The 15,111-nt window shown below is 72.4% G+C and carries 11 protein-coding genes and 1 tRNA gene; 3 read left to right on the top strand and 9 right to left on the bottom strand.

Going from position 1 to position 15,111, the window contains the following annotated elements:
- Nucleotides 1-2: 2 nt before the first annotated feature.
- From AB0G32_RS20585 to pgsA, 3 genes are read right to left on the bottom strand one after another with little or no spacing between them, the layout of a single operon-like run.
- The gene (locus AB0G32_RS20585) at nucleotides 3-1,166 is read right to left on the bottom strand and encodes a glycosyltransferase family 4 protein (RefSeq protein ID WP_361164843.1); all 1,164 of its coding nucleotides are present in this window, start codon (nucleotides 1,164-1,166) and stop codon (nucleotides 3-5) included.
- Nucleotides 1,163-2,071 carry a phosphatidylinositol mannoside acyltransferase gene (locus AB0G32_RS20580; protein ID WP_361164840.1) on the bottom strand — a complete coding sequence of 303 codons (909 nt, stop codon included), beginning with the start codon at nucleotides 2,069-2,071 and terminating at the stop codon, nucleotides 1,163-1,165. Before AB0G32_RS20580 ends, AB0G32_RS20585 begins: the two co-directional genes overlap by 4 nt.
- Entirely contained in the window at nucleotides 2,068-2,796 is a 729-nt protein-coding gene (gene pgsA / locus AB0G32_RS20575; protein WP_361164837.1) for a phosphatidylinositol phosphate synthase, read from the bottom strand. The genes AB0G32_RS20580 and pgsA overlap by 4 nt, the downstream gene beginning before the upstream one ends.
- 206 nt (nucleotides 2,797-3,002) lie before the next feature.
- On the opposite strand from pgsA, the gene AB0G32_RS20570 reads away from it, so the two are divergent.
- On the top strand, nucleotides 3,003-5,201 hold the full coding sequence (locus tag AB0G32_RS20570; RefSeq protein WP_361164834.1) for an elongation factor G-like protein EF-G2: 2,199 nt from the start codon (nucleotides 3,003-3,005) through the stop codon (nucleotides 5,199-5,201).
- Between the two features lie 186 nt (nucleotides 5,202-5,387).
- The gene (locus AB0G32_RS20565; RefSeq protein ID WP_361164831.1) at nucleotides 5,388-7,043 is read left to right on the top strand and encodes a hypothetical protein; all 1,656 of its coding nucleotides are present in this window, start codon (nucleotides 5,388-5,390) and stop codon (nucleotides 7,041-7,043) included.
- A 9-nt stretch (nucleotides 7,044-7,052) separates the two neighbouring features.
- On the opposite strand, the gene AB0G32_RS20560 is transcribed toward AB0G32_RS20565, so the two are convergent.
- Both AB0G32_RS20560 and thrS read right to left on the bottom strand, forming a co-directional pair.
- Nucleotides 7,053-7,601 carry an HIT domain-containing protein gene (locus AB0G32_RS20560; protein WP_361164828.1) on the bottom strand — a complete coding sequence of 183 codons (549 nt, stop codon included), beginning with the start codon at nucleotides 7,599-7,601 and terminating at the stop codon, nucleotides 7,053-7,055.
- 80 nt (nucleotides 7,602-7,681) lie between these two features.
- Nucleotides 7,682-9,661: a threonine--tRNA ligase gene (gene thrS, locus AB0G32_RS20555; RefSeq protein ID WP_361164825.1), complete on the bottom strand. Its 1,980-nt coding sequence runs from the start codon at nucleotides 9,659-9,661 to the stop codon at nucleotides 7,682-7,684.
- A gap of 642 nt (nucleotides 9,662-10,303) precedes the next feature.
- Between thrS and AB0G32_RS20550 the strand changes: the two genes are divergently transcribed.
- Nucleotides 10,304-11,029, top strand: coding sequence for an exonuclease domain-containing protein (locus AB0G32_RS20550; RefSeq protein WP_361164822.1), 726 nt, complete (start codon nucleotides 10,304-10,306; stop codon nucleotides 11,027-11,029).
- A 50-nt stretch (nucleotides 11,030-11,079) separates the two neighbouring features.
- Here AB0G32_RS20550 and AB0G32_RS20545 read toward each other — a convergent pair.
- The 4 genes from AB0G32_RS20545 to AB0G32_RS20530 form a co-directional block, all read right to left on the bottom strand.
- Nucleotides 11,080-11,151 (bottom strand) — tRNA-Val (locus tag AB0G32_RS20545).
- A 39-nt stretch (nucleotides 11,152-11,190) separates the two neighbouring features.
- Nucleotides 11,191-11,637, bottom strand: a complete 447-nt coding sequence (locus AB0G32_RS20540; RefSeq protein ID WP_361164819.1) for an SRPBCC family protein — start codon at nucleotides 11,635-11,637, stop codon at nucleotides 11,191-11,193.
- A gap of 28 nt (nucleotides 11,638-11,665) precedes the next feature.
- Complete coding sequence (locus AB0G32_RS20535; RefSeq protein WP_361164816.1) at nucleotides 11,666-14,401, bottom strand: Tat pathway signal sequence domain protein; 2,736 nt, start codon at nucleotides 14,399-14,401, stop codon at nucleotides 11,666-11,668.
- 111 nt (nucleotides 14,402-14,512) lie between these two features.
- Complete coding sequence (locus AB0G32_RS20530) at nucleotides 14,513-15,106, bottom strand: hypothetical protein (RefSeq protein ID WP_361164813.1); 594 nt, start codon at nucleotides 15,104-15,106, stop codon at nucleotides 14,513-14,515.
- Nucleotides 15,107-15,111: the final 5 nt, after the last annotated feature.

The following is a 15,111-nucleotide window of genomic DNA, read 5'->3' as shown; positions in this document are numbered from 1 at the left end:
GTTCAGTCCCGGGCCAGCCCGAACCGGGCCCGCAGCCCCGTCGCCCGCTCGTCCGTGGCCACCGCCGCCGCGCCCGCCGTCACCGTCTCGTAGACCGACAGGATGTCCGCGCCGACCGTCGACCAGTCGAACCGCCGCACGTGCGCGCTGCCCCGCTCGCGCAGTTCGGTCCGCCGGGCCGGGTCCTCCAGGAGCCGTACCGCGGCCGTGGCCAGCGCGTCGGCGTCCTCGTTGGGGAACAGTTCGCCGGCCGCGCCCCGGTCCAGCACCTGGGCGAAGGCGTCCAGGTCGGAGGCGAGCACGGGGGCGCCCGCCGACATGGCCTCGACCAGGATGATCCCGAAGCTCTCGCCGCCGGTGTTGGGCGCCACGTACAGGTCGACGCTGCGCAGGAAGCGGGCCTTGTCCGCGTCGCTGACCATGCCGAGGAACTCCACCCGGGAGCGCAGCTCCTTCGGCAGCGACTCGACCGCCTCCTCCTCGTCCCCGCGCCCGGCGACCAGCAGCCGGGACCCCGGGCGGGCGGCGAGGATCTTCGGCAGGGCCTTCATCAGCACCGGCAGGCCCTTGCGGGGCTCGTCGATGCGCCCTATGAAGCCGATGGTGTCGCCCTGCCACTCGGGGTTGGGCACGGCCTTGGCGAAGAAGTCGACGTCGACGCCGTTGGGGATGACGACCGCGTCGCCGCCGAGGTGCTCGACCAGGGTGCGGCGGGCGTACTCGCTCACCGCGATCCGGGCGCTGATCTTCTCCAGGGCCGCCTGGAGGATGGAGTAGGCGGCGATCATCGCGCGGGAGCGCGGGTTGGACGTGTGGAAGGTGGCGACGATCGGGCCCTGCGCCGCCCAGCAGGCCAGCAGGCCCAGCGACGGCGAGGTCGGCTCGTGGATGTGGATGACGTCGAACGCGCCGTCGTGCAGCCAGCGCCGTACCCGCGCGGCGCTCAGGAAGCCGAAGTTCAGCCGGGCCACCGAGCCGTTGTACGGCACCGGCACCGCGCGTCCGGCCGAGACGACGTACGGCGGCAGCGGGGTGTCGTCGTCGGCCGGGGCCAGGACGGACACCTCGTGGCCGAGGCGGATGAAGTACTCGGCGAGGTCCCGGATGTGGAACTGGACGCCGCCCGGCACGTCCCAGGAGTACGGGCAGACGATGCCGATTCTCATGCGGGCCCCTTCGTGGGGTCGAGGTCGGCGAGCCACAGGCGCTGGAGCATGTGCCAGTCCTGCGGGTGCTCGGCGATTCCGGTGGCGAAGGCGTCGGCCAGCGCCTGTGTCATGACGGACGTCTTCGCGCGCCGGTCACCTGACTCGGGCACCTCGACCGGCGGATGGACCCGGCCCCGCATGACCGGCGAGTCGTCGTACCAGAGGGTGACCGGCAGCAGTGCCGCCCCGGTCTGCTGGGCGAGCAGCGCGGGTCCGGCCGGCATCCGGGCCGGCTCGCCGAAGAAGCCGACCTCCACGCCGGAGGCGGACAGGTCCCGGTCGGCGACCAGGCAGACCAGTCCGCCGGCCCGCAGCCGCCGGGCCAGCGCGCCGAACGCGGTGCCGCCGCTGTGCGGCAGGACCTCCATGCCCAGGCCCTCGCGGTAGGCGACGAAGCGGTCGTACAGGGTCTCCGGCTTGAGGCGCTCGGCGACCGTGGTGAAGGGGATGCCGAGGTGGGTGGTGACCCAGGCGCCGGCCAGGTCCCAGTTGGCCAGGTGCGGCAGGGCGAGGATCGCGCCCTGGCCGGCGGCCATGGCGTCGGTGAGGTGGTGGAGGTCCTTGACGTCGAGGGACGCCGCGATCCGCGCCCGGCTCCAGGCGGGCAGCCGGAAGGACTCCATCCAGTAGCGCAGGTAGGAACGCATGCCCGCGCGGGAGAGCGCCGCGAGCCGCGCGGGGCTCGCGTCGGGCAGTACGCGCGCGTAGTTGCTCTCCAGCCGCAGCACGCCCTTGCCGCGCCGCTTCCAGGCGAGGTCCGCCACACCCCGGCCGAGTCGCACCGCGACCGGCTCCGGGAGCTTCTTGACGGTGCTCCAGCCGGCGCCGTACAGGGCGTCGGTCAGCCGCTCCTGGGCGCTCACTTGGCCGCCTCGCTCCCCCGGGCCTCCCGCTCGGCCGCGGCCTCCGCCTCGGCGGACTCCCGGCGGACCGTGACGACCCGCTGGACCAGCGTGACCAGGCTGCCGACGGCGACGATCCACAGCGCGACCGGCAGCAGGTACTGGATGCCGGGCACGCCGAACTTGTGCAGCCCCGCGAAACCGGCCGCGACCAGCGAGATGACCAGCCGCTCGGCCCGCTCGACCAGCCCGTTGACGGCGACCGGCAGGCCGATCGACTCGCCGCGCGCCTTGGTGTACGACACCACCTGGCCGCTGGCCAGGCAGAAGATCGAGACGGCGCAGAGCACGTTGTCGTCGCCGGCGCCCGCGTACCAGAGGGCGAAACCGCCGAAGATCGCGCCGTCCGCGACCCGGTCCAGGGTCGAGTCCAGGAAGGCGCCCCAGCGGCTGGAGCGGCCGAGCTGGCGGGCCATGTTCCCGTCGACCAGGTCGGAGAACACGAACAGTGTGATCACCACCGTGCCCCAGAAGAACTCCCCCATGGGGTAGAAGACCAGCGCCCCCGCGACCACACCCGCGGTCCCGATGAGCGTGACCGTGTCCGGGCTGACCCCCCGGCGGATGAGAAACGCGGCGAACGGTGTGAGGACACGCGTGAAGAATGCACGCGCGTACTTGTTCAGCATGGCCTTCCCGACGGTCGGTGGCGCCGCGCGGCCCCTGCTGGCCGTCGGCTGGCCCATCGTAGTCACGCGCGCGCGTGGCCGAGGGACGGGCACCCGGACCGTCCCCCGGTGACCGGCGCGCCCCGGGTTCGGGTCCTTCGTATGGACGCGGCGTGACGGGAGTGGAAAGCTCGAAGCACCGCGGGCGTCGCCGGAGCCGCTCGCACATCGGCCGACGCGGGTCCGCGCCCACAGTGACCTCACCGTGCACGGGAGGCAAGGTTATGGGCGACAAGGCGCACACACACCCCGGAGCCGCCGGCAGGGCACAGGCGGCCGACCAACCCGCGTCCGTACGGAATGTGGTGCTGGTCGGCCACTCCGGAGCGGGCAAGACCACGCTGGTGGAGGCCCTCGCGCTGACCGCGGGGGCGCTGAACCGGGCGGGCCGCGTCGAGGACGGCGGCTGCGTCTCCGACTACGACGACATCGAGCACCGGCAGCAACGTTCCGTACAGCTCTCGCTGGTGCCGGTGGAATGGGACGGTGTCAAGATCAATGTCCTCGACACCCCCGGGTACGCCGACTTCGTCGGGGAGCTGAGGGCCGGTCTGCGGGCGGCGGACGCGGCCCTCTTCGTCGTCTCGGCCGCGGACGGGGTGGACGGCTCGACCCGCATGGTGTGGGAGGAGTGCGCGGCCGTCGGCATGCCGCGCGCCATCGTGATCACGCACCTGGAGGCCGCCCGGGCCGACTTCGAGGAGATGACCCGGATCTGCGCCGAGGCGTTCGGCGCCGACGACCCCGATGCCGTGCTGCCGCTCTATCTGCCGCTGCACGGCCCGCGGCACCCGGACGGCCACGCGCCCGTGACGGGTCTGATCGGACTGCTGACGCAGACGCTGTTCGACTACTCGACCGGTGAGCGCAAGGAGTCCGAGCCGGGCGCGGACCAGCTGCCGCTGATCGAGCGGGCCCGCGACCGGCTGATCGAGGGGATCATCGCGGAGAGCGAGGACGAGACCCTCATGGACCGCTATCTGGGCGGCGAACCGGTCGATGTCAAGACCCTGGTCCAGGACCTGGAACGGGCCGTGGCGCGCGGCGCCTTCTTCCCGGTGCTCGCCGCCGCCCCCGCCGCCGAGGGCGCCCGGCAGGGACTGGGCACCGTCGAACTCCTGGAGCTGGTCGTCCGCGGTTTCCCGACGCCGCTGGAGCGCGCGGCGCCCCGGGTGACCACACCCGAGGGCCGCACCCGGACGCTGAAGCCGTGCGACCCCGGCGAGTCACTGGCCGCGGAGGTCGTCAAGACCTCCTCCGACCCGTACGTCGGCCGGATCTCCCTGGTGCGGGTGTTCTCCGGCACGCTGTACGCCGACCAGACCGTGCACGTCTCCGGGCACGGGCTGGCCGACCGGGGCCACGAGGATCACGACGTCGACGAGCGCGTCGGCGCCCTGTCGACCCCCTTCGGCAAGCAGCAGCGCCCGGTCAGCCATGTCATCGCGGGCGATCTGGCCTGCGTGGCGAAACTGGCCCGCGCGGAGACCGGCGACACCCTGTCGGCCAAGGACGACCCGCTGCTGATGGAGCCGTGGGAGATGCCCGACCCGCTGCTGCCGCTCGCGATCCAGGCGCACAGCAAACCCGACGAGGACAAGCTCTCCCAGGGCCTTTCCCGGCTGGTCGCCGAGGACCCGACGATGCGCCTGGAGCAGAACCAGGACACCCACCAGGTGGTCCTGTGGTGCCTGGGCGAGGCGCACGCCGCCGTCGCCCTGGAACGGCTGCGCAGCCGCTACGGCGTCCAGGTCGACGTCGTACCGCACCGGGTGCCGCTGCGGGAGACGTTCGGCGCGAAGGCGGCCGGGCGCGGGCGGCACGTCAAGCAGTCCGGCGGGCACGGGCAGTACGCCGTCTGCGAGATCGAGGTGGAGCCGCTGCCGGGCGGCACCGGCATCGAGTTCGTCGACAAGGTGGTCGGCGGCGCGGTGCCCCGGCAGTTCATCCCGTCGGTCGAGAAGGGCGTACGGGCGCAGGCCGCCAAGGGCGTCGCGGCCGGACATCCGCTGATCGACGTGCGGATCACGCTGCTGGACGGCAAGGCGCACTCGGTGGACTCCTCCGACGCCGCCTTCCAGACGGCCGGCGCGCTGGCGCTGCGGGAGGCCGCCGCCGACGCGAGGATCCATCTGCTGGAACCGGTGGCCGAGGTCAGCGTGCTGGTCGGCGACGACTACGTGGGCGCGGTGATGAGCGACCTGTCCGGGCGGCGCGGCCGGGTGCTCGGCACCGAGCAGACGGCGGGCGGGCGCACCCTGGTACGGGCCGAGGTGCCGGAGATCGAGATCGGCCGGTACGCGGTGGACCTGCGCTCCCTGTCGCACGGCACGGCCCGGTTCGGCCGCCGCTACGCACGGCACGAACCGATGCCGCCGCAGGTCGCCGAACGGGTCCGCGAGGAGGCGCGCGGCGACGCGTGACCGGCGCCGGGCGCACGCCGGCGGCCCGCGCGCCCCACGTTCCGCTCCAGGTCGGCGGACGGCTCGTACCGTCCGCCGACAGCCACTCGAACCTGGAGTTACGCTGACGACCTGATCAACAGGTGTGCGGAGCACGGAAGTCGGGAAAGCCGCTTGAGCGAGAGCGGTTTCGATCTGGGGGCGGGAATGGCTGACGGCGGGTACGCGGACTTCTTCGGGCCTCAGGTGCCCCGGGCGGGAGACGCGAGCCAGACGGCCACCTTCGCGCTGGCGTCCGCGGCCTACCGGGACAACCCGGTGGAGGAGATCAAGAAGGCCGACAACGACTGGCACCAGACGACCGTCAGCCCGGGCCGCTGGGGCCGGGTCTTCCGGCCCAACCTCGGTGAGGCGTTCGCCCAGGCCGTGGTGGGCCGCATGCTGGGCGGTGGCCGCAAGCCGCTGATCCAGTCCTTCGGCACCGAGCCGCAGGTCGTGGTCGAGCACTGCCTGGCGGCCAACCGCATCCGCAAGGAGCGGGACCGGAAACTGACCGTCGTGATGGCGGTGTGCGGGCTGCTGTTCCTGCCCGGCCTGCTGGTCTGGCTGCTCGGCTTCCTGATCCGCGGCACGGTCAGCAAGTCGGAGAACAAGCAGGCCGGCGCCCTCGGCACGGCGGTGCTGGTCGCGGTGGGCGCGCTGGCGGTGCTCTTCGTGCTCAAGATGCCGTTCGGCGGTTTCTGGGGCTGGTACGGGCGGCTGGCGGCCGTGATGCCGGTCGTCGGCTGGTTCTGGGCCAAGCGGATCTGCGAGAGCACCGCGAAGGACCTCAGGGAGCGCTGGAGCAGCCTCCTGAAGGGCGCCAGCGTCGGCGCCAAGGTCCCCGAGGCGGTGCCCAGCAACCCCAACGAGACCGCCGCCGAGCAGCTCCGCCAGAACCTGGCCAAGCTGGGCGCCGAGCAGCAGTCCAACTCGGTCTTCTACGCCGGCCCCAAGGGCATACTCGGCATGGGCACCCGCTGGGGCAGCTGGCAGCTGGCCGAGGAGCTGCTCCCGGCCGACCCCGCCCGGGAGATCCACCCGTTCCGCAGCTGGGACGTCATACGGTCCATCCACGACCAGCTCAGCCTGCTGGAGCGCGGCCCGCTGAACACCAACGGCTTCACCAAGCCGTCGATACGGCACTGGATCGTCACGCCGATCGCGGAGGGCGCCGGCGCGGTCTCCCGGCCGGAGGGCACCGACGTCGAGGCGTACCAGGTCAAGCCGCACGCCATCCAGGAGATCTGCAACAACCAGCAGTTCGGCGCCGGCGACCGGCACTACCTGGGTGTGCAGTGGGTGCTGTGGGACGGGCAGCTGGTCATCACCATGCTGATCACGGTGACGGTGCTGCACTCGACGCTGCGCATCGAGGTCACCGGCCACGCGCTGGGCCCGGTGAACGGCCTGTTCATGGGCGGGCCCTCGGCGCCGTCCAAGACGGTCACCAAGTCGTTCAAGCCGTGGGAGACCCGCAAGGTGATGCTCCCGCTGGTCAACACCCAGGAAGTGGTCCGGCTCGCCGTGCGCGCCCCGCTCACCTGGTACACGCCGGCGCTGAACTGGCTGGGCGGCACGATCTCGCTGCCCGAGCCGTTCGGCCTGCGGCACGCCTGGGCCGACCAGCCCTGGCGGCACCGCTTCATGGCCGACGACGCGCTGCGGGCGGCGACGCCCGTGCTGCGCACGGTGCACCGGGCGGCGATCAAGGTGCTGGAGGAGAACGGCGTGAACACCGAGAAGTTCGGCGCCCGGTCGGCGTTCCTCAGCGGGGCGGTGCAGGACCCGACGCCGGGGAAGGCCGACACGTACAACGCGTAGCCGTGGCCGTCAGGGCGTCGGCCACGCCTCCGCCAGCATCTTGCGGGTGTCGCCCAGCAGCTGCGGCAGCACCTTGGTGTGGCCGACCACCGGCATGAAGTTGGTGTCGCCGCCCCAGCGGGGCACGACGTGCTGGTGCAGGTGGGCGGCGATGCCCGCGCCCGCCACCGAGCCCTGGTTCATGCCGATGTTGAAGCCGTGCGCGCCGGACGCGGTGCGCAGGGCCGTCATCGCCTGCTTGGTCAGCTCGGCCAGCTCGGCGGTCTCCGGGGCGGTCAGCTCGGTGTAGTCGGCGATGTGCCGGTAGGGCACGGCCATCAGGTGGCCGCCGGTGTACGGGTACAGGTTGAGGACCGCGTAGACCAGCTCACCGCGCCGGACGATCAAGCCGTCCTCGTCCGATTTGGCCGGGATCGAGCAGAAGGGACAGCCGTCGTCGGCGCCCGGGCCGCTCGGCTTGTTCTCACCCTGGATGTACGCCATCCGGTGGGGCGTCCACAGGCGCTGGAACGCGTCCTGCGTCCCCACTCCCCACTGCTGCTCCGGCTCACTCGTCATGCGTGCAGCATATGGCGTCCGCCTGAGGGAACGGGAAAGGCCCCCGGTCTCCCGGGGGCCTCGCCGTCGGTGCGGTCCGGTCAGACCTGGGCCCGGTCCTCGACGACCTTCGCGATCTTCGCGATGGCATCCCCGACCGGGATGCCGTTCTCCTGGGAACCGTCGCGGTAACGGAACGAGACGGCACCGGCCGCCATGTCCTCGTCACCGGCGATCACCATGAAGGGCACCTTCTGCTTCTGGGCGTTCCTGATCTTCTTCTGCATCCGGTCCGAGGAGGCGTCCACCTCGACCCGCAGTCCGGCCGCACGGGCCTGCTCCGCGAACTCCTGGAGGTAGGGCACGTGCGCGTCGCCGATCGGGATGCCGAGCGCCTGGACGGGCGCCAGCCAGGCCGGGAAGGCGCCCGCGTAGTGCTCGAGCAGCACGCCGAAGAACCGCTCGATGGAGCCGAACAGCGCGCGGTGCAGCATGACCGGCTGCTGGCGCGAGCCGTCGGCGGCGGTGTACTCCAGGCCGAACCGCTTGGGCTGGTTGAAGTCCACCTGGAGGGTCGACATCTGCCAGGACCGGCCGATCGCGTCCTTGGCCTGCACGGAGATCTTCGGCCCGTAGTAGGCGGCGCCGCCCGGGTCGGGGACCAGCGGCAGGTCCTGCTTCTCGGCGGCCTGGCGGAGCGCCTCGGTGGCCTCCTCCCAGTCCTCGTCGGTGCCGATGAACTTGTCGGAGTCGTCGCGGGTGGACAGCTCCAGCTCGAACTCGGTCAGGCCGTAGTCGCGCAGCAGGTCCAGGACGAAGGTGAGGAGGGTGTCCAGCTCCTCGGGCATCTGCTCCTTGGTGCAGTAGATGTGCGAGTCGTCCTGGGTGAAGCCGCGCGAGCGGGTCAGGCCGTGCACGACGCCCGACTTCTCGTACCGGTACACGGTCCCGAACTCGAACAGGCGCAGCGGCAGCTCGCGGTAGGAGCGGCCCCGGGACTTGAAGATCAGGTTGTGCATCGGGCAGTTCATCGCCTTGAGGCGGTAGTTCTGCTCGTCGAACTGGATGGGCGGGAACATGCCCTCCGCGTAGTGCGGCAGGTGCCCGGAGGTCTCGAAGAGGTGCTCCTTCGAGATGTGCGGGGTGTTCACGAACTCGTACCCGGAGACCTCGTGCCGGCGGCGCGAGTAGTCCTCCATGACCTTGCGGACCACGCCGCCCTTGGGGTGGAAGACCGCGAGGCCGGGGCCCAGCTCGTCGGGGAAGGAGAACAGGTCCAGCTCGGCGCCGAGCTTGCGGTGGTCGCGCTTCTCGGCCTCGGCGAGGAAGTCCAGGTGCGCCTTGAGCTCGTCCTTGGACGGCCAGGCGGTGCCGTAGATCCGCTGGAGCTGGGGGTTCTTCTCGCTGCCGCGCCAGTAGGCGGCGGCCGAGCGCATCAGCTTGAACGCCGGGATGTTCCGGGTGGTCGGCAGGTGCGGGCCGCGGCAGAGGTCCTTCCAGCACAGCTCGCCGGTCTTGGCGTCGAGGTTGTCGTAGATGGTCAGCTCACCGCCGCCGACCTCGGCGTCGGCGCCGTCGGCGGCCTGCGCGGCGTTGCCCTTGAGGCCGATCAGCTCCAGCTTGTACGGCTCGTCGGCCAGCTCCTCGCGGGCGGCGTCGTCGGTGGTGACCCGGCGGGCGAAGCGCTGGCCGCGCTTCTGGATCTCCTGCATCTTCTTCTCGACACGCTTGAGGTCGTCGGGGGTGAAGGGCTCCTTGACGTCGAAGTCGTAGTAGAAGCCGTCCCGGATCGGCGGGCCGATGCCCAGCTTGGCGTCGGGGAACAGTTCCTGCACGGCCTGCGCCATGACGTGCGCGGTGGAGTGCCGCAGGATGTTCAGGCCGTCCTCGGAGGTGATCTCGACGCCCTCGACGGTCTCGCCGTCCTGGACCACGTACGCGAGGTCCTTCAGTTCGCCGCCGACGCGGGCGGCGACGATCGAGCGCTCGCCGGGGAAGAGCTCGGCGGCCGTGGTGCCCGTCGTCACCACGCGTTCTTCCCGCTCGGAATCGCGTTGGATGATCACACGGACGTCTGACACCGGTCTCTCCTGACTGAAGTGGGTCGCGGCGCCATACCGGAGCGCACGCATGAGGGCGATCGTACCGACCCGGCCCCTCCGCAGGCGAAACAGATACCCGGCACGGGCTTCCGGGAGGAGGCGGAGGTCTCCTGGAGGGCACTGACCACCCGGCGCCGCGCCACGCGTCCGCGTCGGGGGCGGCGCGGACCTGCGGGGCCTCGGCGCAGGACGGGCGGGTCGCCCGGCGGGAGCCCGACCGGCTCGGCGGGCGCCGCGCAGCCCCTCGGGCCCGCCGTGGGGCCGCGGGGCCCGGTCGACGGCGCGGTCCGGGTGCTTCGGTGCCCCGCGCGAGGGTGCCGAGGGCGACGGGCGCCTCGGCCGGCTCGTGGCCGAAGCCGGCCACGGCGGCGGTGTCGAAGGCGTCCGCGCCGCCGGTGGTCCGCTGCCGGTCGACAGGTCCGCGGGCCGCGCACCAGGCCCGACGCAGGCGGACGGCGAGGGGGCGACCGGGGCCGCCCTGCCCGCCGCGGGACGCTGAACTGCGCGGACCCGTACTCCTGTCGGGCCCTTCCGGCGTACGGCGCGAACAGCCCGGGTATCACCGGAGCGGGCAGCGGACGGGATGTCAACTGCCCTGGGTGATCGAGGGGTTGTGGTGACATGGCGTGCTGGTACGAAGGGCCCCTGGCCGCGTTCGACACGGAGTCCACGGGTGTCGACGTCGAGACCGACCGGATCGTGTCGGCCGCCGTCGTCGTCCAGGACGCTCCGGGCATCCGGCCGCGGGTCAGCCGCTGGCTGGTGCACCCGGGCGTGCCGGTGCCCGGGGCGGCGACCGCGGTGCACGGGCTGACGGAGGAGCATCTGCGGCTCAACGGCCGCTGGCCGGCGCCGGTGATGTACGAGATGGCGGAGACGCTGGTGGAGCAGGCGCGGGCGGGACGTCCGCTGGTGGTGATGAACGCGCCGTTCGATCTGACGCTGCTGGACCGGGAGTTGCGGCGGCATCGCGCCTCGTCGCTGGGCCGCTGGCTGGAGCGGACGCCGCTGCACATCCTCGATCCGCGGGTGCTCGACAAGCACCTGGACCGCTACCGCAAGGGCCGCCGCACCCTCACCGACCTGTGCGCGCACTACGACGTGCCACTGGAGGGGGCGCACGACCCGGCGGCCGACGCGCTGGCGGCGCTGGAGGTGGCGCGGGCGGTGGGGCGGCGGTACGCGGCCCGGCTGGAGCGGCTGTCCCCCGCCGAGCTGCACCCGCTCCAGGCGGTGTGGCACGCGGCGCAGGCCCGGGGCCTGCAGGCGTGGTTCGCGCTCAGCGGTACGGAGGAGCCGGTGGACCCGGCCTGGCCGCTGCGGCCGGACATGCCGGCGGCGGCGTAGCCGACAACGGAAAACCGGCCCGTCGGATGACGGACCGGCTTCTTTCCGGGTGGGCGATACTGGGTTCGAACCAGTGACCTCTTCGGTGTGAACGAAGCGCTCTCCCACTGAGCTAATCGCCCGGGAACGCACTGAACAATACAGGTCCCGGCACGCTTCCTTCAAACCGCTGCCAGGTGGCCGGCCAGTCCGCGCCGCCCGGCCCGCATCATCAGCGTGTGGTTGGCACGGAAGAGGGCCCGCCCGGGCACCGCGAGCCGGCGCAGCAGCGGCTTGCGGACGTCGACCTCCTGGTCGTAGCGGGCGAGGGTGCCGGGGCCGGCCGGGGTGACCGTCCAGCGCGCCCAGCCCTCGATGTCGCCGGACAGCCGCACCTCCAGTACCCCGGCTTCCGGGTCGCGCCGCCCCTCCCGCATGACCTGGGTCAGGTCGTACGGGAGGAGCGAGCGGATCCGGATGGTGCCGCTCGTGTCGTCGAGGCGGGTGACCTCGCGGACCTGCGGCCACCAGCGGGGGTAGTCCTCGATCCGTTCCAGGGCCCGGTACACGTCGGCGACGGGCGCGGGCAGCGCCCACCGGCTGCGGAAGCGGTAATGGTTCCAGTCCACGTCCGCAGCCTGCCCACGCGGGCGCCGGTTACGGCATCCGGTCGCCGAGCAGGGCCAGGTTCTCGATGGCGGCCAGGCCGTACAGGGCGGTGTCGTTGGTGGCGATCCAGGTGGCCTCGCTGCCCGCCACCAGCGCCGTCGGTCCGCTGATCTTCTCCGTGGTCCAGGGCGCGGACTCCGTGTAGCCGTCGGAGGCGTAGAACTTCTGCCACGCGCGCGCGGCGAGCTTGTCGTCGCCGGTCTGTACGGCGGCGTAGGCGTCGAGGCGGGAGTGGCCCTGGAAGAGGAGGAGGGTGCCGAAGTTGCTGCCGTAGCGGGCGGCCTGTTCGGTCTTGGAGGCGTTGAAGTAGCGGCAGTAGTCGTAGTACGCCTCGTTGAAGGCGGGGATGTCGACCAGGTCGATCAGTTCGGCGCACAGTTCGCCCAGGCCGAAGACGGCGGACAGGTGCGAGACGCCGACCACGGGCGTCGCGGCGACGGCGAACTCGCCGGTGTCCAGGTCGTACAGGCCGCTGCCCTGGACGAAGCCGTTGGGCTGGGCGGCGATGCCCTTCATGGTGGACAGCACCCGGGCCTTGGCCTTCTCCCACTTGGGGCCCTTGCGTTCCCACTCGGTGAGCCAGGCCGACACCAGGCCGCTCCAGTCGGTGCCGAAGCCGATCGACAGGGCGTGCCGGTCGGGGGTGTAGGGGTCGGTGCGGACCTTGCGGTTGGGGTCGAGGACGAGGAACGTCTCGTCGGAGTCGACGTTGGCGTGCATGAGGTCGCCGACGCGTTCGTCGGCGGTGAGGAAGTAGTAGAAGCGGCGGTACGTGGTGTTGGCGATGCGCTGCTGCTTGGCGCTGTCGGCGTAGTGCTGGACGCCGTGCCGGGTGCCGAGGCCGGCCCATTGGCCCAGGTGGTAGACGTCGACCTCGCCGGTGTGCCGGGTCATCGCCTCGGCGAAGCGGAAGATGTCGGCGCGGCCGGAGCGCAGGTAGGCGTACCAGAGCCACAGGTCGGGCGAGAGTTCGGAGTTGTCCCAGGCGTAGCCGCCGACGTCGTAGCGCCACTGGTGCCGCACCGTGTCGTAGGTGTGCATGATGTCGCCGTAGTCCCAGAAGCCGTACCAGCGGCGTTGCTCGACCTGGTCCTTGTAGTAGGTGAAGAGGAAGTCGAGGTGGTCCTCGATCTTCGCCTTGGCCGGGGTGGAGCGGTCCGGCTCGGCGTACAGGCCCTTGCCGAAGACGCCGGCCTTGATGAGCTGCGCGGGCGGCGCGGCGAGCTGCGGCAGCACACGGACCGCCTCGACCTGCTGGGCGAGGGTCTCGGGGGCGGGGGTGGCGGCGTTGGCCCAGAACAGCAGCTCGGAGGTGCGGGCGATGCCGTAGGGGGTGCCGAACCCGGGCTCGTAGTCCTCGTAGGTGATGTTGAGGCCCTCCAGCTGTTCGGCGTAGGTGTCCTGGTCCATGCCGTCGTGGTAGAAGCGCAGGTCCATCGGCTGGGCCTCGGGGGACCAGAGCCAGAGGGTGACCTCGGCCTCGTCGGTCTGGGCGTCGCGGATGTCGAGCTGGGCGGGGTACTTCTCCCAGAAGTCGCGCAGGCCGAAGGAGAGACCGCCGCTCACCCCGCCGACGTAGCCGAATCCGGAGGCCCGCCGTCCGCCGCCGGCGCCGATCCAGCCGTGGCCCTGCTTGGTCCGCTTGCGCAGGGTGAAGCCGTCGGCGGAGAGCTGGGAGAGGGTGTAGTCGCCCCACTCGGGGATGTACTGGAGGCGGGTGGTGACCCGCTGGTCCCAGGTGGCCGGGTCGGGCAGCTTCTCCCCCGCGTACTGCGCCGCCTGGACGGCCGCTCCCGGGTCGCGGCGCAGTCCGGTGATGCCCTTGACGGCCTCGCGGAGCAGGCCGGTGCCCTCGCCGCCGATCCGGATGTGGCGGTCGTAGGACGCGTCGCGCATCGGCACGGTGAAGCGGACGCCGAGGCCGCGGATGAAGTCGCCGGACGCCTTCCCCGGCTCCTGGGTGCCGTCGAAGGTGATGGTGTGCACCATGCGGAAGGAGTCGGCGCCCGCGTAGAAGTACAGGCGGATGGAGAACGGCAGCCAGCTGCGGCCGCCCTTGCGGTGCTTGCCGTCGATGCGGACGACGGCGCGGACCGGGCCGTCCTGTTCGACCTCCACCGCCGAGATCGCGCCGTCGAACCGCTCGTACTTGACGGTGCCCTGGTCGCCGTCCTCGATCTCGGGCTGGCGCAGCAGGACGAGGCGGCCGTTCTTGGCGATCTCGGTGCCGTCCCGGGTGACCGACTTGACGAGGGTGGCGCCGTCGGTGCCGAGCCGGGCGGTGATGACGTCGGTCGATATGTCGATGGTGCCGCCGCGCTTGGTGACGGTGACCTTCTGCTCGGGGGCGGCCGGGGTGCCGGTGGTCAGGGTGAGCTTGCCGGAGCCCGTGCCGACGGCGTGCGCGGTCCACTTCAGGGAGCCGTCCGGCCAGTACGCGAGCGGCCAGGACTGGGCGGGTACGGCCTTGCCGTCGGCGTCGGTGACGGCGAAGGTCTGGTCCGGCTGGTGGGTGCCCTTGGGCCAGGGGACGCCGACGGTCGCGCCGGGGGCGGCGCCGAGGCCGCCGTCCTCCAGCCAGTCCAGGGTGACGGGGGCGTCGGCGGCGGTGTCGGCGGCCGGCGCGGCCTGCGCGTTCCTGGCGCCCAGGGCCCAGCTGAACTGGGCGGCGGCGCCGGCCACGGCGGCGGCCTTGAGGAGGGATCTGCGGGGGATGGAGGACATGACCTTTCCTTCCTTGCGGGTGCGAGGGGATGCGAGGGGGGTGCCCTGCGGAGTGTCAAGGGCATGACAGAGGAAGGCGCGGCGCGCGGGGCGCCGCTCCCTGGGGACGGTTCAGGAGCGGCCGTACCGCCGCTCCGCGGCGACGGCCGCCGCCGCGACGGCCCCGAGCACCGGGACCGCCAGCGGCGCGACGAACAGCGCGGAGCCGGCCACGACCGCCAGTCCGCAGACGAGCAGCAGGGAGCCGGCGGGGTCGCGCAGGGTCCGGCGGCCGGCCGCGGCGAGCAGCGCGCGCCAGGCCGCGCCGGGCGCCCACACCGCGGCCGCGCGCAGCCCGGCCACCGTGAGGACGAGCAGCGCGAACAGGCCGACCGCCCCGGCCAGCGGTCCGCCGGGCAGCCCGGCCCGCGCGGCCTGGACGTCCACCCACACCGCGCCCGCCGCCGCCCACCAGCCGAGCCCGACGGCCCAGCCGCGGCGCACGGCGGCCCGGAAGTCGGCGGTGAACTCCCGTGCGCCGCCGCCCTGGTGACCGGTCCGGCGGCGCAGGTGCCGGGCGCCGGCCGCGAAGGCGGCCGGCCAGGTGACGACGCCGAGACAGGCCACGGCGATCCACACGCCGGTGAGCATGGACTCGGCGAACACGGCGAAGCGTTCGCCGCCGAACACGGGCTCCTTGCGCGCCTTCACACGTGCCTCAGCCATGCTGA

Origin of the sequence: Streptomyces sp. NPDC023723 (assembly GCF_040639815.1) — a bacterium.
Classification (GTDB): Bacteria; Actinomycetota; Actinomycetes; order Streptomycetales; family Streptomycetaceae; genus Streptomyces.
This window is presented reverse-complemented; position numbering and strand designations above follow the sequence as displayed.